This is a genomic window from Lacrimispora amygdalina (assembly GCF_003432035.1).
Lineage (GTDB): Bacteria > Bacillota > Clostridia > Lachnospirales > Lachnospiraceae > Lacrimispora > Lacrimispora amygdalina.
In genome coordinates this window covers 65,989-87,574 of record NZ_QOHO01000027.1, presented here as the reverse complement: position 1 = coordinate 87,574, position 21,586 = coordinate 65,989, and the positions used below count along the sequence as shown (strand labels likewise).

The 21,586-nt window shown below is 38.6% G+C and carries 20 protein-coding genes and 1 pseudogene; 19 read left to right on the top strand and 2 right to left on the bottom strand.

All coding sequences use genetic code 11. The features are described 5' to 3' along the window. The first annotated feature begins 157 nt into the window (after window positions 1-157). Window positions 158-1,387 carry a serine/threonine transporter SstT gene (gene sstT, locus DS742_RS09980; RefSeq protein ID WP_117416854.1) on the top strand — a complete coding sequence of 410 codons (1,230 nt, stop codon included), beginning with the start codon at window positions 158-160 and terminating at the stop codon, window positions 1,385-1,387. Window positions 1,388-1,611: 224 nt separating this feature from the next. After that, window positions 1,612-2,208: an alpha/beta fold hydrolase gene (locus tag DS742_RS09975; RefSeq protein ID WP_117416853.1), complete on the top strand. Its 597-nt coding sequence runs from the start codon at window positions 1,612-1,614 to the stop codon at window positions 2,206-2,208. A 69-nt stretch (window positions 2,209-2,277) separates the two neighbouring features. Here DS742_RS09975 and DS742_RS09970 read toward each other — a convergent pair whose 3' ends face one another. Continuing rightward, on the bottom strand, window positions 2,278-4,116 hold the full coding sequence (locus DS742_RS09970) for a rhamnogalacturonan lyase (RefSeq protein WP_117416852.1): 1,839 nt from the start codon (window positions 4,114-4,116) through the stop codon (window positions 2,278-2,280). A gap of 357 nt (window positions 4,117-4,473) precedes the next feature. Between DS742_RS09970 and DS742_RS09965 the strand changes: the two genes are divergently transcribed. The 12 genes and pseudogenes from DS742_RS09965 to arr all read left to right on the top strand — a co-directional run. Beyond that, a complete protein-coding gene (locus tag DS742_RS09965) occupies window positions 4,474-5,541 on the top strand; it encodes a methyltransferase domain-containing protein (protein ID WP_117416851.1) in 1,068 nt (355 codons plus the stop codon). Window positions 5,542-5,632: 91 nt separating this feature from the next. Then, window positions 5,633-6,046, top strand: a complete 414-nt coding sequence (locus DS742_RS09960; protein WP_117416850.1) for a DUF6508 domain-containing protein — start codon at window positions 5,633-5,635, stop codon at window positions 6,044-6,046. Window positions 6,047-6,157: 111 nt separating this feature from the next. Next, a complete protein-coding gene (locus tag DS742_RS09955) occupies window positions 6,158-7,207 on the top strand; it encodes a lysylphosphatidylglycerol synthase transmembrane domain-containing protein (protein ID WP_117416849.1) in 1,050 nt (349 codons plus the stop codon). Window positions 7,208-7,226: 19 nt separating this feature from the next. After that, window positions 7,227-8,039 carry a YdeI/OmpD-associated family protein gene (locus DS742_RS09950; protein ID WP_117416848.1) on the top strand — a complete coding sequence of 271 codons (813 nt, stop codon included), beginning with the start codon at window positions 7,227-7,229 and terminating at the stop codon, window positions 8,037-8,039. A gap of 146 nt (window positions 8,040-8,185) precedes the next feature. Continuing rightward, window positions 8,186-9,013 carry a sialate O-acetylesterase gene (locus DS742_RS09945; RefSeq protein WP_437126165.1) on the top strand — a complete coding sequence of 276 codons (828 nt, stop codon included), beginning with the start codon at window positions 8,186-8,188 and terminating at the stop codon, window positions 9,011-9,013. Then, window positions 8,988-9,551 carry a PadR family transcriptional regulator gene (locus DS742_RS09940; RefSeq protein ID WP_367575499.1) on the top strand — a complete coding sequence of 188 codons (564 nt, stop codon included), beginning with the start codon at window positions 8,988-8,990 and terminating at the stop codon, window positions 9,549-9,551. Before DS742_RS09945 ends, DS742_RS09940 begins: the two co-directional genes overlap by 26 nt. A 60-nt stretch (window positions 9,552-9,611) precedes the next feature. Continuing rightward, entirely contained in the window at window positions 9,612-10,190 is a 579-nt protein-coding gene (locus tag DS742_RS09935; protein WP_117416846.1) for a uracil-DNA glycosylase family protein, read from the top strand. 195 nt (window positions 10,191-10,385) lie between these two features. Further along, window positions 10,386-12,917, top strand: coding sequence for an excinuclease ABC subunit UvrA (uvrA, locus tag DS742_RS09930; RefSeq protein WP_117416845.1), 2,532 nt, complete (start codon window positions 10,386-10,388; stop codon window positions 12,915-12,917). Between the two features lie 65 nt (window positions 12,918-12,982). Beyond that, entirely contained in the window at window positions 12,983-13,735 is a 753-nt protein-coding gene (locus DS742_RS09925) for a MerR family transcriptional regulator (RefSeq protein ID WP_170313418.1), read from the top strand. An 82-nt stretch (window positions 13,736-13,817) separates the two neighbouring features. Next, on the top strand, window positions 13,818-15,056 hold the full coding sequence (locus DS742_RS09920; protein WP_117416843.1) for an MFS transporter: 1,239 nt from the start codon (window positions 13,818-13,820) through the stop codon (window positions 15,054-15,056). 89 nt (window positions 15,057-15,145) lie between these two features. Continuing rightward, complete coding sequence (locus tag DS742_RS09915) at window positions 15,146-15,721, top strand: flavin reductase family protein (RefSeq protein ID WP_117416842.1); 576 nt, start codon at window positions 15,146-15,148, stop codon at window positions 15,719-15,721. 374 nt (window positions 15,722-16,095) lie between these two features. After that, window positions 16,096-16,467, top strand: a pseudogene (gene arr, locus DS742_RS30150) (NAD(+)--rifampin ADP-ribosyltransferase); the annotation flags it as partial. A gap of 24 nt (window positions 16,468-16,491) precedes the next feature. On the opposite strand, the gene DS742_RS09905 reads toward arr, so the two are convergent. Continuing rightward, window positions 16,492-16,827: a winged helix-turn-helix transcriptional regulator gene (locus DS742_RS09905; RefSeq protein ID WP_117416840.1), complete on the bottom strand. Its 336-nt coding sequence runs from the start codon at window positions 16,825-16,827 to the stop codon at window positions 16,492-16,494. A gap of 107 nt (window positions 16,828-16,934) precedes the next feature. On the opposite strand from DS742_RS09905, the gene DS742_RS09900 reads away from it, so the two are divergent. The 5 genes from DS742_RS09900 to DS742_RS09875 all read left to right on the top strand — a co-directional run bounded on the left by DS742_RS09900 (window position 16,935) and on the right by DS742_RS09875 (window position 21,475). Continuing rightward, the gene (locus DS742_RS09900) at window positions 16,935-17,462 is read left to right on the top strand and encodes a nitroreductase family protein (RefSeq protein WP_117416839.1); all 528 of its coding nucleotides are present in this window, start codon (window positions 16,935-16,937) and stop codon (window positions 17,460-17,462) included. Between the two features lie 137 nt (window positions 17,463-17,599). Then, a complete protein-coding gene (locus DS742_RS09895; protein ID WP_117416838.1) occupies window positions 17,600-18,013 on the top strand; it encodes a C-GCAxxG-C-C family protein in 414 nt (137 codons plus the stop codon). 310 nt (window positions 18,014-18,323) lie between these two features. Next, the gene (locus DS742_RS09885; RefSeq protein ID WP_117416836.1) at window positions 18,324-18,815 is read left to right on the top strand and encodes a pyridoxamine 5'-phosphate oxidase family protein; all 492 of its coding nucleotides are present in this window, start codon (window positions 18,324-18,326) and stop codon (window positions 18,813-18,815) included. 190 nt (window positions 18,816-19,005) lie between these two features. After that, window positions 19,006-20,715, top strand: coding sequence for a sensor histidine kinase (locus tag DS742_RS09880; protein ID WP_117416835.1), 1,710 nt, complete (start codon window positions 19,006-19,008; stop codon window positions 20,713-20,715). Next, window positions 20,705-21,475, top strand: coding sequence for a response regulator transcription factor (locus tag DS742_RS09875; protein WP_341457628.1), 771 nt, complete (start codon window positions 20,705-20,707; stop codon window positions 21,473-21,475). The genes DS742_RS09880 and DS742_RS09875 overlap by 11 nt, the downstream gene beginning before the upstream one ends. The last annotated feature ends 111 nt before the right edge of the window (window positions 21,476-21,586 follow it).

Below are 21,586 nucleotides of genomic sequence, written 5' to 3'. Positions count from 1 at the left end.
GTTTATATTCATAATAATGGATTACAAATAGGTATAGTTAAACCCAAGTGAATAAATAAAACATGTTTAAAAGATAAAATTTTGCTAATATTAATCAGTATAATTTTTTAAATTAACATAACAATATGAATAGTAGGTTCTATATGGAGGAAATAAAATGAAGGTATTGAAGAAATTGGGCTTAATTCAAAGAATTTTGATTGGTATGGTAGTTGGTCTTGTTTTAGGTCTTCTAGTACCACAGTTTACTGTAATTGGCATTTTAGGTGATATGTTTGTAGGCGCTCTAAAAGCAATTGCACCTATTTTGGTTTTTTTTCTTGTGATGTCTTCACTTGCATCAGCAAAATCTGGAACTGCACATAATATGAAGAACGTTCTCTTTCTGTATGCATTAGGAACAGTAGCATCTGCTCTAGTAGCTGTAGCAGTAAACAATATTTATCCTGTTACCTTAGCATTGAATTCAGATTTGGCAGTAACAGAAGCAGAAGTTACAACCAATATCGGTGAAGTTTTAAAAACACTTTTGCTGAATACCGTTAGTAATCCAATTGCAGCATTATATAATGCAAATTATATTGGTATATTATCCTGGGCAATCATTTTAGGTATTGCATTTAAGTTTACTTCTGAAGGAACGAAAAAGGGATTACTGGAAATTTCAGATGCGGTATCGATGGTTGTAAAGTGGGTTATCAGCTGTGCTCCATTTGGTGTTCTTGGTCTGGTATTTAAAACAATTGCTGAAACAGGTATTGAAGGTTTTGCAACATATGGAAAAGTACTTATTGTACTTGTAAGTTGTATGTTTGGTGTTGCACTTATTTTAAATCCACTCATTGTGTTCTTCTGTATGAAACAAAATCCATATCCGCTGGTATTCAAATGTCTTAAAGAAAGTGCGATTACTGCATTCTTTACCAGAAGCTCAGCAGCAAATATTCCTGTAAATATGGAATTATGTAAATCTCTTGATTTAGACGAGGATACTTATTCTGTAAGTATTCCACTTGGAGCTACAGTTAATATGGCAGGTGCAGCTATTACGATTACAACCATGACTCTGGCAGCAGTAAATACCCTTGGCATTTCAGTTGACATACCGACTATGATTGTATTAAGTTTAGTAGCCAGTGTATCGGCAGCAGGTACTTCTGGTGTTGCAGGCGGCTCATTAATGTTGATTCCTTTGGCATGTAGTTTGTTTGGTATTTCTAATGATATCGCAATGCAGGTCGTTGGAATTGGATTTATTATTGGTGTTGTTCAAGATTCATGTGAAACTGCATTAAACTCTTCTACAGATGTATTATTTACGTGTGCTGCAGAATTTAGAGAATGGAAGAAAATGGGAAAAGCACTCCCTCTTTTGAAGCATAAATAGGAAGACGTTCCAAGTGATCTATGAATGTATACAACAGAAGACGGGATTATAGTATTTTCCCACATGTATAGAACAGAACAAAGATTTCGCTTATGATAAATGGGAGAACTGTCAGTAATACAGAAAAATTTTCCTTTCGATACGATTTGAAGTTTAAAATGAAGCTTCCGCAAATGCAGTCTGTACATAGGCATTTGCGGAGCATTTTCATAGGAGGAAATAAAATGAAAATTCATCCATTGAATGAAGAAGCTATTAGAGAAATTGGGTGGAGCGATATTTATGTCTCCGGCTATTCGGAAAAAGTACATATTTTTCACTACCTCGCCGGAGTAAACAGTAAAAATATCATCGTCTTGCATACACCCGTTACTGCAGTAAAAAATTGTTATGAATGTTATGAACAGCTTGGGCGTATTTATGGTTTTAATGTGTTTGCTGTAGATTATGTGCCGGGAGAGGGTGAATGCAGCGGAGAGACGCAAGACTTTACATTGCTAAATATGGTAGCGAATTTGGATGCTGTATATGAATATGTATGTGACCATTTTTCTGACGATATTCATCTGCTGGGCTATACCGGAGCTGGCGGTATTATGGCACAGTACTATTTGGGAACAGGCCGTAAGTTTAAAAGCTTTGCGCAATTTGCCTGTGGGATTTACGGGGACACAACGCCACTGGGGTTACCAAAGGCTTTTGCCAAGTCTGCGATGGGGATCTTGCGCTTGCTGGTAAAGATAAAGCCAACTCTATCGATGGCTTTTACACCACCTGCGGCGAAGGGCTATCATGCGGAATTGGAAGTGTCGTTTTTATAGTATAAAATTAGCCGCTTCTGTTTCTGATGATATCATTTATAACAGAAGCGGCTAAACGTAAAAATACCTTTAATGAGCAGATGCTGAGGTTAATTTAATTGCCGGGATTGTTGGCTCAGACATTCCATACCCAATGAAAAAGCTGGTGTGGGGAGGCTGATTGTAGGCCACATTTTGCCAGGCAATCCCCATACGGTATACAGGATCATGCATAAGGGTATGAATACGCCGTGTTGTGAAATCAGTCGTTGTATATATATGCAGGTAACGACTGTCGGATGTTCTGAATACAACTTCTTCTCTCCAGTCACCAAATAGGTCGGCCTGTAAACATGGGGTTGCTTTGGTCCCGTTGTTGGAGGCACAGCCGTCGGCACGGAGTAAGGTTGTGCCGCCATACTTAGTAATGGTTGTTCCGTCTAATAATTCTCTGAGTTCATCACCATCCCACCAGATGGCAAAATTCACTTGAGAGGGTGCAGTGCCTATGATTTCTCCGGTGCTGCTGTATAAGGGGGACCCGGAAGCCCATACTTCCTCTCCGGCATAGCTGGCTGTCAGATCGGCAGTGCAGGCCCTGCCCACATCCCGTGAGGCATCATATTTAAACAGTATACCGCCTGTTTTGGCATCACGCATAGCTGCCCCCACTCCGCCGTTCGTTTTCGTGGACTCAAACGAACTCCAGATTTCTAAACCGGGACGATTTGGATTTAAGTCTCCTAAATGCATGGCGTCACCGTGCTGCAAGCCAGTTGTATATAACCCTTTTCCGTTGTGGTCAATGGTGCAGGCGCCATAGACAATTTCATCCATCCCATCCCCATCTACATCAGCAACGCTGAGATTGTGGTTTCCCTGTCCGGCATAACCCGAGTTGCCCCGGCTGTTACTGTCAAAAGTCCAGCGTTTTATGAGCTTGGAACCGTTCCAGTCATAGGCTGTAAGAACTGCTCTTGTGTAATATCCGCGGCACATGACCAGACTGGGATGCACGCCGTCCAGGTAAGCAATGCCTGCAAGAAAACGATCTACCCGGTTTCCGTAGGAATCTCCCCAATCGGATACGTTTCCTCTGGCCGGTTCATAATTGGTCGTATAGAGTGCCTTTCCGGTAAGCCCTTGAAATACAGTTAAATACTCAGGTCCTGATAATATATATCCGGAAGAATTTCTATAATCAGCATTGGGATTTCCGATGACGCTGCCAAGGCCGTCTCTGCTTCCATCCGCAGTCTTACAGGCAATCTCTGCTTTTCCGTCACCGTCTAAATCATAAACCATAAACTGGGTATAGTGTGCACCTGCCCGTATATTTATGCCTAAATCGATTCGCCAAAGGCGGGTACCGTTCATTTTATAGGCATCTAAGTATACGTTGCCGGTATATTCTTTTTGAGAATTGTCTTTTGAATTAGAGGGATCCCACTTTAATATAATCTCATACTGTCCATCCCCATCCAAATCCCCCACACTGCAGTCATTTGCACTGTAGGTATAGGAAACTCCATCTGGTGTCATACCTCCTGATGGGATCTGCAGAGGAATTTGCAGATAATTTTTATCCCATACACGAACGGCAGATGATTTGTTTTGTTCGTTACCATTTACAACAGCGCTTACTTCATAAGTGGAACCAGTGGTTCCTGTTGTATCTAAATAATTGCTGGCTCCGGTAATGGTTGCCAGTTTTGTTGATCCACGATATAAGTTATAAGAAACATTTGATTGTTCAGTACCTAAAACCCTCCAGCTGATAAAGACACCATTATTTACTTTAACGGCTGTTACACCCCGGTCTAAATACTCCATCTGCCTTGCCGGTGCTGCGCCTGCCTTTCCCTGTGGGATAGAAAGCACTAAAATAATAGTAAAAATAAAAAGAATGCACTTAAATTTTTTAAACATAACTTTACCTCCCTTTTTAAAATTGATTTTATGAGCCACATCAAATGAATGGGATAATGGTTTAAAAGTTTATCCCTAACTTTTTTACCATTATTCATTTGAACTGATATGAAAGATTGTTAAATACCTTTCATCTTATAGAAATAATTTTTTATTTGAATTGTAAACTATACGAAAGCGATCGGCTTAGGTTTTAGATATCCATGCTATAATTGGTAAAGGATTCTAAAGAAGAAAGAAGTGCACTTTATGGCTAAGAAAAACCTTCACCAAATCCCTTATATAAATTCTACGATTCGTGGGTGTGATTCTATAAGTGATTGAAATATAATATCCTCAAAGAAAGGCGGTGTCGGTTTGGATCAAGCCAAAATCGGAAGATTTATTGCAAAATTGAGGAAACAGCAAAAGTTAACCCAGTGTGAATTCGCTGAAATTCTCGGAATTAGCAATAAAACTGTTAGTAAATGGGAATGCGGAAACGGGATGCCTGAATTGTCCCTTATGATGCCGATTTGTGATATTCTCAAAATCAATCTGAATGAGTTATTTTCAGGAGAGAAACTGACCGATGCAGACTACAAAAAGAAAGCAGAGGAAAATATAATGAAACTGATAGAAGAGGCGGAGAAAATAAAAAAGAACATTGTCGGTGGTAAAGATTTGGGTAAGGTGGCCAATATCGATATGGATGTCAGTGAAGCGCATAAAACTAATATTGAGTTTTGGAATACAATAGGCAGTGAGTTTTTGGGTGTAACGGCGTTACCAAAGTGGGGAGGTTATTTACCATCTGAGGAGAAATTGAACTTACTTGGAGATTTGTCAGATAAAAGAGTGCTCGAAATTGGCTGCGGCAATGGCCACTCCTTAAAATATGTTGCTGATTTAGGGGCAACTGATTTGTGGGGGCTGGATATATCTGCAAATCAAATTGAGAGAACCGAAAATTATCTTCGGACACAAGGAATCAGTGCCAGACTTATTTGCTCACCTATGGAGGATGAATGCGGATTACCAATTGACTATTTCGATTTAATCTATTCCGTTTATGGAATTGGTTGGACAACGAACTTAGACAAAACATTTAAGCGAATTTATTCTTATTTGAAAAAAGATGGAGTATTTGTTTTTGGGTGGTCACATCCGATTCATAAGTGTGTATCGGTTGAAGGCGGTAAACTTGTTTTTAGTAATTCTTATTTTAATGAAGAATGGTACTGTGCTGATATGAGTGATAAAGAGATCATGCTCTCTAATCGCATGTTAAGTACATATATTAACTCCCTGGCCAGAAATGGTTTTGTTGTCGAAGAACTTATTGAAGAAACTGACAAGGAAAAAGCGATGGCATCCGATAATGATTTTGGCAGAAAAGCATTAATGCTGCCAACCGCTTTTGCCATTAAGGCGAGAAAATTGTAGGAACGGGTAGCCATCAAAGCAATAGCAAATTAAATATTTCTATTGTGTATTAAAGTATATGCAAACGTAAGGTTAGATTAGGAGAATTGTGATGAGTGATTTTGAGTTAATGATCAAATTCATACCACTTATAAATGAAGATGGATTTGGTGAATGGGTAATAGACCGTAAAAATGATGGGACACCGGAACATCCGATTCAAATGCCTTTTGTTAATTACTCAGAAATAGTTAATGCCTTTGTTCATGATGTATATGAGTTCGAGAAAACTCATCCTGAAATGATATTGACTCGATATAGAGAAATTTTGGATAAGCATAATATTGAGTGGGGCAGTGATTCTATGAGCCATGCTGATATTTCAAAATTAGATGGACAAAGTATAATGGCATTAATTATGGGCGCTGTTCGCGCAGAGCGTTTTTGTGATGGCGCGTTGCTTGGCTTTTTTAGAGATGGCAGCATTCAAAAATGGTTGGAAAGACTGAAGGAGATGAATGAATAATATAATGAATTCAATCTATTAAAGGATCATTAAATTGCAGCACAATAAACATAGGATCATTAAGCCCTGGTAATAATAAAAATATTAACTTTGACTTGAGGATCATTTATAATGAGAGAAAAAATAATCAGTAAAAAAAACCAGATAAGAAGTATCGTATTTATGGCCTCTTTGATGGCTGTTACTGTTGTAATTGTATTAAAAGAGTATTCCATTGGGGAATTAATAAAAGTGGTTGAAAGCATACATGTATTTTACCTTTTTACCGGAATAGCACTAATGTTTTTCTATGCCGGATGCCAGGCCATGAATTTTTCTATGATTATGCACCGATTAGGACAGGCTGTTTCGTATAAAAATTGTATTGATTATGCATACATCGGAAATTATTTTAGCGCAATTACACCTGGAGCATGCGGAGGTCAGCCTGCTCAGATGTATTACATGAATAAGGATAAAATCCATGTTGATATCTCTGCCATCACTATATTTCTAATGGTTTTTGAAAGTCAGATTGTAATTGTATTAATGGGCGGAGTCTTTGCGGTGTTACGATTTTCGATCTTGGCAAAGTCTGCGTATTGGTTTATCTGGCTATTATTTTCAGGAGCCTCTGTTATGCTTTTTCTGACGGCTGTTTTATCGGCATTGATGTTTTCCAGAGTAATGATTCCTTTTCTGATTGATTTGGTATTACAACTTGGTGTAAAATTTCATCTATTTAAAAAGCCAAAGGAAATAAAAGAAAAACTGGATATTCTGATCATCTCTTACCGTGAAAAATCAAGAATGATTATAAAAAACCCGGATTTGTTCCTAAAGGTGTTTGCAGTTTCAATGTTTCAATGGATTGCATATTGCCTTGTAACATATCTGGTTTATTTAAGCTTCGGTTACAGGAAGAATGATTGCCTTGATCTGATGGCAGGTCAATCCTTTATTAATATTGCAGTTGCCGCAGTCCCCCTTCCGGGTTCGGTTGGAATTGCTGAAAAAGCATATTTAAATGTGTTCGGCCAGTTTTATCCGGGTGAGCAGCTCCCTTCTGCTATGATCTTAAGCAGAATTATTAACTTTTATTTTCCGCTTTTAATCAGTTATATTGTTTATGCTTTTGCACATCATAGGATTATGAAGGCCCAGAGGCGTTCGAGTGTCTAAAATTAGAGGATTAACGAGCATGAAGAAAACACCTAAAATAGAAGTTTGTTCATATTGTTCTGGTTTTGATGTCAATGAACTAAAGAATAAAGTAAAAGCAAAGATTGGCTGTATTGGAAAATGTTCGAAAAAGAATCCGGAACTTAATGGAAAAGTATATGGATTCCTTAACGGTGAATTTACAGTTTGCGATACAAAGGAAGAGTTCTTTGAGAAAATTGACAAATTAGATTCATTTGTTTCGGATAGCAATAAGAGTTCTTTAGTAGACGCATTTTTAGAGCACCTTGAAAAGTGGCATGATGAGCATGAAAAACTGCGAGAACTTTGCCTGGCGTATCAATTGACAGAAGAATTAAAGTGGGGGCAACCCTGTTACATGTTAAATGATAAAAATATTGTTATTATCGGCGGGTTTAAAAATTACGTCGCACTGTCATTCTTCAAGGGAGCATTACTCAGGGATGAAGGTGGAATTCTTGTTCGGCAGACGGAAAGTGTTCAGGCTGGCCGACAGCTTCGGTTCAGTTCAGTGGAAGATATTACTGAGAATGAGACGATGATCAAAGCTTATATCGGAGAAGCTGTGGAAATTGAAAAAGCCGGTTTAAAAGTGCCTGTTGAAAAAAAGACAGAGATCAAAATTCCGGACGAACTGCAGGCGAAATTTAATGATGATCCAGCGTTTAAAAACGCATTTTATGCATTGACTCCAGGGCGCCAAAGAGGTTATATTTTTTATTTTAATGGAGCGAAGCAGTCTGTAACCCGGGTATCGCGAATAGAGAAGTGCATGACTAAAATTTTTGAGGGATTAGGTGTAAATGATTGAAAAGATGGATGAAATTATAAAATAATTTTTTTATTGACATTTAGTCTGATTAGACTATAATATACACATGGTCTAATTAGACTAAATATTAAATTAAAGATGTTTGTTATTGATTTAGTGTAAATACTTAGAATGGAGCGTATATGATTAAATCTTTTTTGATGATAGGGCAATCCAATATGGCTGGCAGAGGCTTTTTACAGGACGTGCCTTTTATTATAAATGAGCGTGTACAAATGCTGCGCAATGGCAGATGGCAAATGATGATAGAACCTGTAAACTATGATCGTCCTGTTTCTGGTGTAAGTTTGGCGGCTTCATTTGCAGATGCGTGGTGTTTCAAGTATCCGCAGGATACGATTGGCCTGATACCGTGTGCCGAAGGCGGTAGCTCGCTAAATGACTGGTCTGTTGATGGAGAGCTTTTTCAGCATGCCATCAGTGAAGCCAGATTCGCCATGAAGCATAGCACCTTGACTGGTATTTTGTGGCATCAGGGAGAAAGTGACAGTTCAGATGGCAAATATAAAATGTATTATGACAAGTTATTGGTAATCGTGAAAGCACTTAGAGATATTCTAAATGTTCCGGATATACCATTTATTATTGGCGGTTTAGGAGATTTCTTAGGAAAAACGGGATTTGGGCAGTACTGCGTCGAATATGATCGTATAAACGATTGCCTTCAAAAGTTTGCTTTTGAGCAGGAGCATTGCTATTTTGTGTCTGCACAGGGGTTGACAGCGAACCCGGATGGTATTCATGTGAATGCATTATCCCAAAGATTTTTCGGTCTGCGCTACTTTGAAGCTTTCGATAGAAGAACTCATGTTTTAACAGCGCTAAGCCATGAGGTGGAGCTTTTAGATAAACTTATTGCAAGAACGCATACCCCAAATGAATTGATGTTTAAGAAGCAAATGGATTTTGCACTTGGAAAGCTTTCTTTTGAAAAACTTATCAACGAAAATTGAGGTACAGATTATGATTCCATTGCTGATTTTAGGACTATTAATGCAAAATCCAGGATCTCATGGATACGAGCTTCTGACACAAATGAAAGAAAGACATTATAAATATATTGTAAATTTCACAAAGGGGTCATTTTATTATAATCTCCAGCAGCTGGAGGAGAAAAATTTAATTAAGCAGGTTTTTCAATTAGAGAAAAACCAGGAAAGCCGCCATTATGTTATCACAGAACTTGGGAAAGCCGAGTTTCAAAAATTGATGTATGAGTACGGCACAAAAACAGAGTATGTTAACCTGTCATTTTATGCAGCACTTTTATTTGCTAAAGAGTATAAAAGAGATAATATGGTCAAGCTTATTAAAATTCAGATTGAACAGACGGAAGCAAAAATTCTATTATTAAAGGCTGCCCTGGAAGTTAAAAATCAACTTCCCCCCAATTTTAGATGGATGTTAGAAAACTCGGTTTCACACCATATGGTGAATCTGGAATGGTTTACTTCGCTCTTAAAGGATGTAAGTGATCTTAGTGAATTCTGAACTATGGCGAACTTATGATATTGTAATGGAAATAGTTAAAAAAAATAATGGAAGTGAAGTATGACAATATTCGAAAAAATCAAACAGGAAATTATGGATGACCCAATGAACGAAACTTATACAAAAATGGGAATTCCGCCAATATTTAAAGCTTCTGAAGCTGCCCGCATTGCCATAGTTGGGCAGGCACCGGGACGTAAAGCAGAAGCAACACAATTGTTTTGGAATGATTTAAGTGGAGACCGGTTAAGAGAGTGGCTGGGAGTATCCCGGGAGATATTTTATAATACGAATCGCATTGCTCACTTGCCTATGGATTTCTATTATCCGGGAAAAGCAAAAACCGGTGATGCCCCACCTAGAAAAGGCTTTGCAGAAAAATGGCATCCACGTTTACTGGATGAGATGCCCAATATTGAAATTATAATTCTAATCGGCAGCTACGCACAGAAATACTATTTAAATAAAGGGCGTCAGAAAAGTTTAACCGAAACAGTGAGAAATTTCCAAAAATATTTACCGGAATATTTCCCATTGGTGCATCCTTCTCCCCTGAATCTTGGCTGGATGAATCAAAATCCATGGTTTGAAAATGATGTTTTACCTGTTTTAAAAGAAATTGTCCATAAGAACTTATAATAGCGATGAATGACGAGTATCTCTTTAAGGTACGGGAAATTGCATTCCCGGAATCGAGTTGGCAACACCATTACATCGCAAATGTGTGACTTAAAATAAAAATACGAATACGAAACCCTCCAGTATACCACCACTTGGAATTAGTGATGGTATACTGGTTTTGTTTTATAGAAGGAATAAGGAGATGATAGATAAATGTTCATTAATATTAAAGGTGCAAAAGAAAATAATTTAAAAAACATTGATGTACAGATCCCTAAAAATAAGCTGGTCGTATTCACCGGGCTGTCCGGCAGCGGTAAGTCAACACTGGCACTGGAAACGCTGCAAAGGGAATGTCAGCGGCAGTATATGGAATCCATGGGTATGACAATGGAGATGGGAAGCAGACCAAAGGTTGAGAGCATTGACGGATTGTCACCGGCTATATCAATAAACCAGCATCAAACCAGCAATAATCCGCGTTCAACAGTAGGGACTGTTACTGAAATCTCCGCATATCTGCGTGTTTTGTTTGCCAGGCTGGGCGAAAGACCCTGTCCTCACTGCGGCAAAATGATTGCTCAGAATTACAATGATACAGAAAATGCTGTTTATTCAGAAATGCCGGATCAGGAAGCTGGCAATATGGAACTGTATGAGGATACATTTCCATGTCCCCACTGCGGCAGGCAGGTTGTGGAACTTACAGCCAGCCATTTTTCCTTTAACAAACCACAAGGTGCATGTCCAAAATGCCGGGGAATTGGAGTTGTGAATTCGCCGGATATCAGCCTTCTGATTGACAAATCCAAAAGTATCCGGGAATTTGCTGTTTCCGGATGGGATCAGGTTTTTATCGACCGATACGGTACTTCCATGCTTCAGGCGGCCAGGCATTATGGCTTTGAAATGGATATTGATATACCTGTGAACCGATATAATGACGTCCAGATGGAGTTACTTTTATATGGTGTCCTGAGCAAACAGTTTCAGAAGCGTTTTCCCGATATTGCACCACCGAGGACCGTACCGGAAGGCAGGTTTGAAGGTGTCGTAACAGGTCTTATGCGAAGATATTTGGATAATAATTCTGCAGGTGCCAGACAGAAAATAGAGAAGTTTTTAATTCGCAGGGAATGCCCCGAATGTCATGGGATACGCTTCAGGGCAGAAATACTTGAAGTTAAGGCTGGCGGAGTCAATATAAAGGAACTTCTCTCCATGTCACTGATCAGTGTCGCAAAATGGCTGAAAATGCTTCCTGATTCTGCAGCACCGGAGGGCTGGAATATTGTAAGACAGATTGCTGCTGATTTGGAAAACAGAATCCACCGGATTATTGATGCAGGTGCCGGATATTTAAGTCTTGATCAGCCCGCGTCCTCCCTGTCTGCAGGGGAGTGGCAGCGCATCAAGCTGGCCTCCGTTGTGGGAAGTGGTCTGACTGGAGTGCTGTATGTGCTTGATGAGCCGACCTCTGGTCTTCATTCCAGGGATACAGGTAGAATCATTGAGGTGTTAAAGCGCCTGCGGGATATGGGTAATACGGTTATCGTAATTGAGCATGATGCAGAAGTCATGAAGGCAGCGGATTATATCATTGATTTCGGACCCGGCGCAGGCAAAGACGGTGGAAGGATTGTTGCCTGCGGCAGTGTTCAGGAAATCATAAGCTGCAAGGAATCTATCACAGGAAAATATCTTTTAAACAGCTTTTATCAGCCGAAACGGAATAAGCTTCCTGACAGCAAAGACTATATTGGCATTAGAAATGCAGCTGTTAACAATTTGAAGAACATCAATGTTAATATCCCGCTTGGGCGGCTTGTTACGGTGACTGGGGTCTCAGGAAGCGGTAAATCAAGCCTGATCTTCGGATACCTTGCGGAAGCAGCGGAAGCTTATTTCCATCAAACAAAAAAGAACAGCACTCCGGATATATCAGGTTTGGAAAAGCTTACAGCCGTTGTATCCATAGACCAGCAATCCATTGGACGCTCCAACCGGTCCAATGCGGCGACCTATACCGATCTCTTTACTGACATACGCGATTTATTTGCATCTCTGCCGCAGACAAAAGCAGGCGGACTTACAGCAAAGCATTTCTCCTATAATGTGGCTGGCGGAAGATGTGAGAAATGTCAGGGAAGCGGCAGGCTGTCAATATCCATGCACTTTTTGCCGGACGTGGAGGTGATCTGCCCTGTCTGCCGAGGCAGGAGATACCAAAAGCAAGTTCTGGATATTCGATACAAGGGACATAATATCTCGGATATTCTGGAACTAAGCATTGATGAAGCACTGGCTCTGTTTGCCGATGAGAAAAATATTGCTGCCAGATTGCAGATTCTTCAGGAGGTAGGACTGGGATATCTGGGGCTTGGACAGTCCACTGCAACCTTATCCGGCGGAGAAGCGCAGAGACTGAAGCTGGCTAAGGAGCTACAAGGCAGCGCCGGAGGAAGAGCACTGTATCTGTTCGACGAGCCAACAACAGGACTCCATCCCCATGATGCATGCAGACTGGTTCATGTATTTGACCGTCTGGTGAAACTTGGAAACAGTGTAGTAGTAATAGAACATAATACAGAAATGATACTGGAATCAGACTGGGTAATTGATCTTGGTCCGGAAGGCGGGAATGAAGGCGGTGAAATTATAGCTCAGGGAACACCGGAAGAAATCATGAAAAATCCCTGTTCTTATACCGGTAAAATCCTTTATGGACTCTCCAGCAGGCTTTAAGTATTTACAATAGTACAAAGAAAGGTATAATGAATAACAGAAATGATAAGAAGGGAGGCAGTTCATTGACTACTTACAAAACAACTCAGATAGCAAAGATCATCGGAGTTCATCCCAATACAATAAGGTTTTATGAGGAGATGCAGCTGCTTCCTGTGATACCGAGAACAAAAAGCGGTTATCGTATTTTTGACGACAGACATCTTGAACAGCTTCGTCTGCTTCGCACTGCTTTCCGTGCTGAAATTATCAGTGACAGATTAAGAAAGGAAGTCTATGATATAGTGAAAACGGCGGCTGTGGGTGATGCCAGCGGAGCATACCAAAGCACACAGAGGTACCTTGAGCATCTTCGGGAAGAAAGAAAAAGGGCTGAGGAAGCAATACGCATCACTCTGGATATCATTGAGAATAACGAGAAAACAGATGAAACAGTTGTTTTCAGCGGAAGAGTTGAGGCAGCTGAAATTCTCGGCATCACCATAGACGTTTTACGTGACTGGGAAAGAAATGGTCTGATTCTGGTACCCCGCAGTTCCAACGGACATAGAAAATATGGAGTAAAAGAAATGAACCGGTTGAAAATTATCCGGACTCTTCGTAATGCTCATTATTCCATGATGTCTATTCTGCGTATGCTGAATCGTCTGGATCAGGGAGACCGGAATATCCGTGAGGTTCTTGATACACCTGGTGAAGAGGAAGATATCGTATGCGCGGCAGACAGATATATTACAGCACTTGGACTGGCTGAAAATGATGCATTGAAAATGACAGAAATGCTTGAAATAATGATGAAAAGAACGGAAGACCTTTAGGAAGTAATTAATCCCTCCAGTATACCACCAGTTAAAAAGCTGATGGTATACTTTTTTTATCAAATTCAGGAGGAGAATCAATATGGATTTCAATAAGAAACAAAAATGCTGGACAAAGGCTATGGGATTCCTGATTGGCCAGGGTATTTCACTCTTTGGTTCACAAATCGTCCAAATGGCTATTATCTGGTATGTAACACTGGAGACATCATCTGGAATATGGGTTACGATTCTGACATTGGCAGCATTTCTGCCGCAAATGGTAATATCGTTGTTTGCCGGAGTCTGGGCAGACCGCTACAACAGAAAGCGAATTATAATAACTGCAGATGCAGTTATTGCTGCAACAACCCTGATTCTTGCCTTTTTTATGATGTCCGGAAGCCTTGGTGAAGCTGTCCTGCCGGCAATTATTGTAGTCGCTGCAATCCGATCAGTAGGCAGTGGAATACAAACACCAACAGTAAATGCGTTGATTCCTCAGATAGTACCTGAAGAAGGACTGATGCGAGTGAATGGAATCAACGGGAGCATTCAATCTGCTGTTCAGTTCGTTTCCCCTATAGCGGCCGGAGCAATCATGTCTGCCGGTCCCATTTACAACATCATGTTTATTGATGCAGCTACTGCAGTTATTGGAATTAGTATTTTAGCTTTTATAAAAATACCAAAGCATCAGACAGTTGAAAGAACAGAGCAGACATCAGTATTTGCTGAAATGAAGGAAGGACTTCAGTTTACCTGGAATCATGGATTTCTTAAAAGATTGCTTATAACATATGGTACCTACATTTTTCTATGTGTTCCTTCTGGTTTTCTTACGGCACTTTTGATTCAACGTACCTTTGGAAACAATGTTATATTTCTTACAATTAATGAAACGGCAGGCTTTGCAGGAGCTTTAGCTGGAGGACTGCTGCTTGGTGCAACAGGCGGTTTTAAAAACCGCAGCAAAACATTCTTTCTGGGAATGATGCTTTATGGAGTTGCTTCTCTTGCGGTAGGTTTTACTACTATTTTCTGGATTTTCGCTCTGCTTATGTTCTTTCTTGGAATGACCATACCAGCTGCCCAGACAGCAGTTTTTACTCTGGTACAGGAAAAGACTGATCCTTCTATGCTTGGCAGGGTTTTCAGTCTGGTCAACATGATGTTCACGGGTTTTATGCCACTGGGAATGGCTGTTTTCGGACCGCTTGCTGACGTCATCAGAATTCAGACGATGGTTATTATATGTGCGGTTTTTATTATTATTCTGGGCATGAGTATTGTTTTATCCCGTGATTTTTATAAGGAAGGGGTTACGGCATCTTCCGTGTAGAACAATTATTTATACTTGTAGTGAACTAAAAATTGTAGTAGAATAGTATGAGAACATACATTCGGCTATATGATTCAAGAAAGGATAATATGGAAAAAATTAATATGAAACCAGACTGGGTGTTTAGTCCGCAGCCGATGTACATAATTGGAACAAAAAATGAGAATGATATACCTGATTTCTGCGTTATTACATGGTTAGGATTTTCATTTGATAAAACACCACATTTAATGATGACCATAGGTGGAAGTAAGCTTACCAAGACAAACATACTTCGAGATAAAAAATTTTCTGCTAATATGATTACTGAGGATAATCTTTGGCTTGCCGATTATTTTGGTAATACGCGAGGTGAGGATAAAGTGAAAAATCAGGTATCCTATACTTACAAATGGGGTAAATATGTGGATGTTCCAATAATAGAGGAATGTCCCTGGGCATATGAATGCGAAGTAAAAAAAGTAATTGAACTTGATAATGCCCATCTTTTTTTGGCTGAGATAAAGAATATTCAAATTGATAAAAAATATGAATCAATGGATATGGAAAAAATCGATTTGACTGAATTAAAGCCTGCTATTTATGCACCATATAATTATTTTTCTATTGGGAAGAAATTAGGTGAAATGGGTGATTGGGTAAAATATGGAGGTAATATTAAATGAATATAAAATTTGATCCCAATAACAATGTCATTAAACTCTGTGTAATGGGGATGAGTTTAGAGGAAAGCGGGAATACTGAAGAAGCAAACACGATGTTTCAGAAAGCATGGAATGAAGCAGCAGATGACTATGAGAAGTTTATCGCAGCTTATCATTTCGCCCGTCAGCAAAAGAATATCACAGATAAGCTGAAGTGGCTGGAACTATCTTTACAGTGTGCGCTAAATATAAATGATGATAATGTAAAGAGTGCATACTCAACGTTATATGTAAACATTTCCAAATGTTATGAGGAGCTGCATGACTCTGATCAAGCAAAAAGGAATTATGAATTATCTGAATTATATAAAGGTGTTCCCTCCGATAAAGGGCCTTTTTATCATGGGACTAAGGCAGATTTAAAAGTTGGTGATTTACTGACAGCGGGGGGCATTTCAAATTATAAGCCTGAACTTCAGATGAATCATATTTATTTCACAGCCAATATCAATGGCGCGGGACTTGCAGCGGCATTAGCAAAAGGAGAGGGTACAGAACGCGTTTATATCATAGAACCTACAGGTGAATTTGAAAATGATCCCAATGTTACTGACAAAAAGTTTCCAGGTAACTTAACACGTTCCTACCGCTCAAAAGAACCTTTAAGAATTATTGGTGAGGAAACCGAGTGGAACAAACTGACAACTACGCAATTAAGTAAATGGCGTGAAAATTTAGCAAAAAACAAAGGGAACATTATTAATTGAGCATGTTCCAATAAGGTAAAATGGTCACTTTTCAAGTTTCCCCCATTCATTGATAATTTCTAAAGCAGGAAGAAGAGATTTGCATCTTTCAGTGATCGCATATTCAACATGTGGTGGAATTTGGCATAATTCGTTTCTGGTGATTAAATCATGCTGTTCAAGAGCCTGAAGAGATCGTGTCAGCATAATATTTGTAATTCCAGACAGATGACGTTTCAGCTCATTGTAGCGCATACTGTCATAGCGAGAGAGTTCCCATATGATAGCTAATCGCCATTTTCCACCTAAAATATCTAACGCACGGATTACTGGACATTTTTCATAATAATAGGGTTTCATGCTCTTAGTCTGTTCTTTCATAATTATTCCTTTCATGTATCAGGGCACAAAAAAGTGCGTACTTTAAATTTATATTCCAGTATTGTATCATATTTTTATAAAATAGAAATCAGCCTGGAGGAATTATTATGGATTACGAAGATGTTTTTAAGAAGAGATATTCTGTGCGAAAGTATAAGGATCAGCCGGTTGAGGTAGAAAAACTGAATAAGATCCTGGAAGCCGGAAGGTTAGCTCCTACCGCAGGAAATCACCAGCCCCAAAGAATTTTAGTTGTGAACAGTGAGGAAGGGATTGCAAAAATGCAGGTATGTACACCTTGTCATTTTAACGCAAAGCTATTATTTTTGGTTTGTTATGATAAACAGGCAGAACATCACAATCATTATGGAGATCAACGACCATATGGTGAGGTTGATGCAAGCATTGTACTAACACATATGATGTTAGAAGTATATAATTTAGGGCTTGGCAGTGTTTGGGTGGGATTGTTTAACCCAGAATTGTTAAGAGAAAATTTTTGTATTCCTGATCATTACGAAATACTTGGTATCATGCCTGTTGGATATCCAGCCGATGATGCAAAACCCGGTAAGATGCACTATGAAAAATATCCCATTGAGCACACCGTTTTTTATGATACATACAAATGCTGATATTTCTACATAAAAATTCGATAACCTGACATGCAGTTGTCAGGTTATATTTTATATAATCAAGGTATCGATATGTTTCTTGTAAATATTACAGTAAGCTGAAAATAAGTATATAAAACGGGGTGATCAAATTGGAAATGACGACAGAAGAAAGAGTACATGAATTGTATTGGAAATATGATATTAATTGTGCAAGAACAACATTGACCTGTTTATGTGAATTATTTCATGTTAGTCTGGAGGAACAAACCTTAAACGCTGCAATTGGTTTGCATGGAGCAGGAGGATATAGAGCTCAATGCGGGTTGGTTGAAGGTGCTTTGATGTTTATTGGAATTTATTTCAGTCAGAAAGGAAAATCTGATACTGATATAGCTGCGCTTTGTTACCAATATGCTGATGAATTTACCGAAAAATATAAATCATTAAAATGCTTCGATTTACGTCCAAATGGTTTTAGTGAAAACGATCCACCTCATGCCTGTGAGAAATTAACTGCTGAAACGATTGAATTTTCAAGTGAATTTATTAAGAAATATGACGTAATTTAGATCAAAAGAGCAGACACGGTTAAGCATTTCTTTCTCGTCTGTGGTAAATTGTTTCGTGAGAGGTAATCAATATATCCACGCGGGAATATGTGGTCTGCGGATTTGAATCTGAAAATGATGAACAGATGAAAGTCAGTATGGGTAAGGCCATGAAATACACCCGGTTTTGGCTGAAAAAACATGGTTTGACTGCTGATGGATTTTTTCCTGAAATGTATTATAAAAGCAAGTCTGGCATCGTTTATACAGAGTTATGGATTCCGTTTAAGAAACGGGAATAACATAAATTTATATACTGGAGGAAAAGTAAATGAGTATGTACCAGGAAGGATTAAAATTAATGGAAGAAAAATTTGGCGGCGGCAAGGACAATGCGATATCACTTGCGACGATTGCACGGGAGCCGGGCGCTGATGGAAAGCCCCGCCCTGTTGTCCGCAGTGTGGATGCCTATTATGAAGACTGCACATTCTATGTTGTTACTCATGCCAAATCAAACAAAATGCAGCAAATTGCTGAAAACCAGGAGGTTTCTGTTGCAGGATGCTTAGAGATGTTTACCGCTAACGGAGTAGCTGAAAACCTTGGCTGGGTGCTTGATCCGAAAAATGCCGTAATAAGAACCAAGCTCCGCACCGCTTTTTCAGAGTGGTATGACATGGCAAATAATGAAAAGGACGAGAATTGCTGCTTTTTAGCAATCCATCTCACAAAAGGAACATTAAACATCAACCATTGGGAAAAATTATACCATATGGATTTTGTAAATAAGACTGATATGAAAAATGGGGGAATTTTTTAAGGAGTAATCAGGATATTATCATTATAAAACTTCCTGTTTGTTTACTTGTTGAGAGTATAGCAAACAGGAGGTTTTTCTATATTGAACCAATGATTGCATTAAGTATGCTATCGGTCATGGAAAAGAAAAGAGTGTTGTGATACAATGAAAAAGCAGGTTTTAATAAAAAATTAATACGAAGGATAAACTCATGGATTATAGAAGAGCTTTAAAAACTGAAAAAAGCAAATTTCAAAAAGAGCTGGAGAAAATGGTATCCAAAAGGATTATCATCATCATACTGATTGGCTGCTTGTTTTTTTCGGTTGCAATTATTGTAATAAATTCCGTGAGTCAGGAAGTGAATAGTGAACGGCATCTGGAGGTAATCAGTACAAATTTTTTGGATGTATATCAGTCCACTGCGAATTTCTTAAAAGATAAAGACAATATTCAGAGTTTCCTATATTGTATTAAAAATGAGAAAAGCCCAAAGGAAATTAATTATTTAGTTAGCAAATATAATGTAGAGGCAAAGGTAGATATTAATTTAATTCTGATCAACCAGGAAAATCAGGTTGTGATGACAAACTTTTCGGCAGAGGATATGAATCTTCACAGGATCGAGTTTAATCGGATTGCAGCTAAGAATGCAAGAGAGAATGGAACGGGTATTTATACCACGGTTTATTTTTTTAAAGCTGATGCACCAGAATATCTTATGATGCTGCCGCTATACGATCAGGAAACCTATTGCGGAACGGTGGCAGCGTATCTGAAAAATACAGATTGGAATAATTGCCTGTCACAGGGGCAGTATGATACGATTATTACGAATGAAAGGAGTGATATTATCTATTGTTCCAACAACAGTCTGATCGGGAAAAACGCTGCAAATAAATACATTGGAAAGGATGGGAGCAAATATGTAACATTAAATGGAAATCGTTATTTCAGAAGAAGCAAAGATCAGGAGAATGAGAACATTTGTATCTATTCTTTTATTTATTCACCTGAAAATTCTGCGTATATGCTAATCGGTGTTATTACGATTCTTGGATTAGGTGCTGTGTGGACCATTATGTTTTTTCATATGCTGGGTGTGATGTCAAAGAAGACTTCGGAATCGGTTGAACTTTTAGTCAAAGAAATCCGTATTATTCGAAAAAAAGATACAAATCATGAGATAATTCTTCGTACTGGCGATGAGTTTGAAGAGATTGCAGAGCAAATTAATAAGATGGTAAAGAGTATTAATGAATTGAATCATAAAAATGTTGAATTAATACAGATAAACGGACAAATGGAGATGCAGAATCTTCAAGAACGTATGAACCCTCATTTTATATATAACACGCTGGATAATATTAAATATCTTATTGTATCAGACCCAATCAAAGCAGAGAACATGATTGAACGCTTTACCCATATTCTGAGATACAGTATCAACAATACGAAAAAGAGGGTACTTCTTCAGGAGGATATGGTTTATATCGAGGATTATCTGTTTATCCAGAAGATTCGTTTTGGAAACCGGTTCGATTATACAATAGAGATTGATAAAGTGTGTGAACAGTTCTTCATCCCCAAGCTATTGCTGCAGCCACTGTTAGAAAATTCGATTAAATATGGTTTTCAGAAGAAAACAGATATACATATTAAGATAGGCGGCTATATGCAGAAGGAATATCTGTATCTTATGGTAGAAGACGATGGAGCCGGACAGCCAAAAGCGACTGTTGAGATGTTAAAAAGCATCACAAACAGAGAAAAAATGGAAACAAAACATAATGGCTTACAGAATATAAACCGAAGAATTTCACTGGAATATGGAAAAGAAAGCGGAATGACAATTGAGAGCCAGGAAAATGAATTTTTCCGGGTAGTATTAAAATTGTGGATGGGAGATAATGGTGTATAGTGTGTTGTTAGTGGAAGATGAGGACATTATCAGAAAAGGGATACGTGCTTCTGTTCCATGGGAGAGCTGTGAAAGCTACGTTGTTGGAGAAGCTTCCAATGGAATAGAAGGAAAAAAGCTGATCGAAGAGTTAAAACCGGATATTGTAATCACAGATATTAATATGCCGGTCATGGATGGCCTGCAGATGATTGCCAATACAAAGACTGTATTTGATTATGTCGCAATTATTCTTACCGGATATTCGGATTTTGAATATGCCATGGAGGCGATTCGGAATGGTGTATCTACTTACGTCTTAAAGCCTTTAAATATGGAGGAAATGAAGGAAGCCTTAGAACAGGCAGTTTTAGAATCCAAGAATATTCACTATTTACGGGAACGCAATGAAAAAACAAAAGAACTGGAGAATATTACTCTGATAGAAGAAAAGACAAGTCTGGATCCGGTCATACAGCAGATCTTACAATACATAGAAGAACATTATCAGGAAAAAATTGTATTATCTGACTTAGAAGAAGTACTGCATTACTCAGATCGATACATTAACCAGAAATTTCGTAAGGCCTTAGGAACAACAGTAATCGAATATCTGAACCGGTTCCGGATACAGAAAGCATTGGCAATGTTAAAAAACAAGAATACTGTCATATCAGAGGTGGGGTTCTTATGTGGAATTGGTGACTACAAATATTTTAACCACGTATTCAAAAAATATATCGGGTGCTCTGCCAAAGAATATCAGAATAGAGTGTTATAAAATACCGGACAAAATTGTTCGGTATTTTTTCCATTTGTTCGGGATAAAGAGTGTGAAACAGATTGAAGATCTTATATGATAAAGCTATCTAAAAAACAATATTTTATGGGA

Coding starts and splice junctions, on each gene's coding strand:
- DS742_RS09875 (WP_341457628.1), top strand. CDS start 20,705: ATGGTGTATAGTGTGTTGTTAGTGGAAGATGAGGACATTATCAGAAAA.
- DS742_RS09975 (WP_117416853.1), top strand. CDS start 1,612: ATGAAAATTCATCCATTGAATGAAGAAGCTATTAGAGAAATTGGGTGG.
- DS742_RS09970 (WP_117416852.1), bottom strand. CDS start 4,116: ATGTTTAAAAAATTTAAGTGCATTCTTTTTATTTTTACTATTATTTTA.
- DS742_RS09935 (WP_117416846.1), top strand. CDS start 9,612: ATGACAATATTCGAAAAAATCAAACAGGAAATTATGGATGACCCAATG.
- DS742_RS09885 (WP_117416836.1), top strand. CDS start 18,324: ATGAGTATGTACCAGGAAGGATTAAAATTAATGGAAGAAAAATTTGGC.
- DS742_RS09895 (WP_117416838.1), top strand. CDS start 17,600: ATGACGACAGAAGAAAGAGTACATGAATTGTATTGGAAATATGATATT.
- sstT (WP_117416854.1), top strand. CDS start 158: ATGAAGGTATTGAAGAAATTGGGCTTAATTCAAAGAATTTTGATTGGT.
- DS742_RS09955 (WP_117416849.1), top strand. CDS start 6,158: ATGAGAGAAAAAATAATCAGTAAAAAAAACCAGATAAGAAGTATCGTA.
- DS742_RS09920 (WP_117416843.1), top strand. CDS start 13,818: ATGGATTTCAATAAGAAACAAAAATGCTGGACAAAGGCTATGGGATTC.
- DS742_RS09915 (WP_117416842.1), top strand. CDS start 15,146: ATGGAAAAAATTAATATGAAACCAGACTGGGTGTTTAGTCCGCAGCCG.
- DS742_RS09880 (WP_117416835.1), top strand. CDS start 19,006: ATGGATTATAGAAGAGCTTTAAAAACTGAAAAAAGCAAATTTCAAAAA.
- DS742_RS09900 (WP_117416839.1), top strand. CDS start 16,935: ATGGATTACGAAGATGTTTTTAAGAAGAGATATTCTGTGCGAAAGTAT.
- uvrA (WP_117416845.1), top strand. CDS start 10,386: ATGTTCATTAATATTAAAGGTGCAAAAGAAAATAATTTAAAAAACATT.
- DS742_RS09950 (WP_117416848.1), top strand. CDS start 7,227: ATGAAGAAAACACCTAAAATAGAAGTTTGTTCATATTGTTCTGGTTTT.
- DS742_RS09960 (WP_117416850.1), top strand. CDS start 5,633: ATGAGTGATTTTGAGTTAATGATCAAATTCATACCACTTATAAATGAA.
- DS742_RS09905 (WP_117416840.1), bottom strand. CDS start 16,827: ATGAAAGAACAGACTAAGAGCATGAAACCCTATTATTATGAAAAATGT.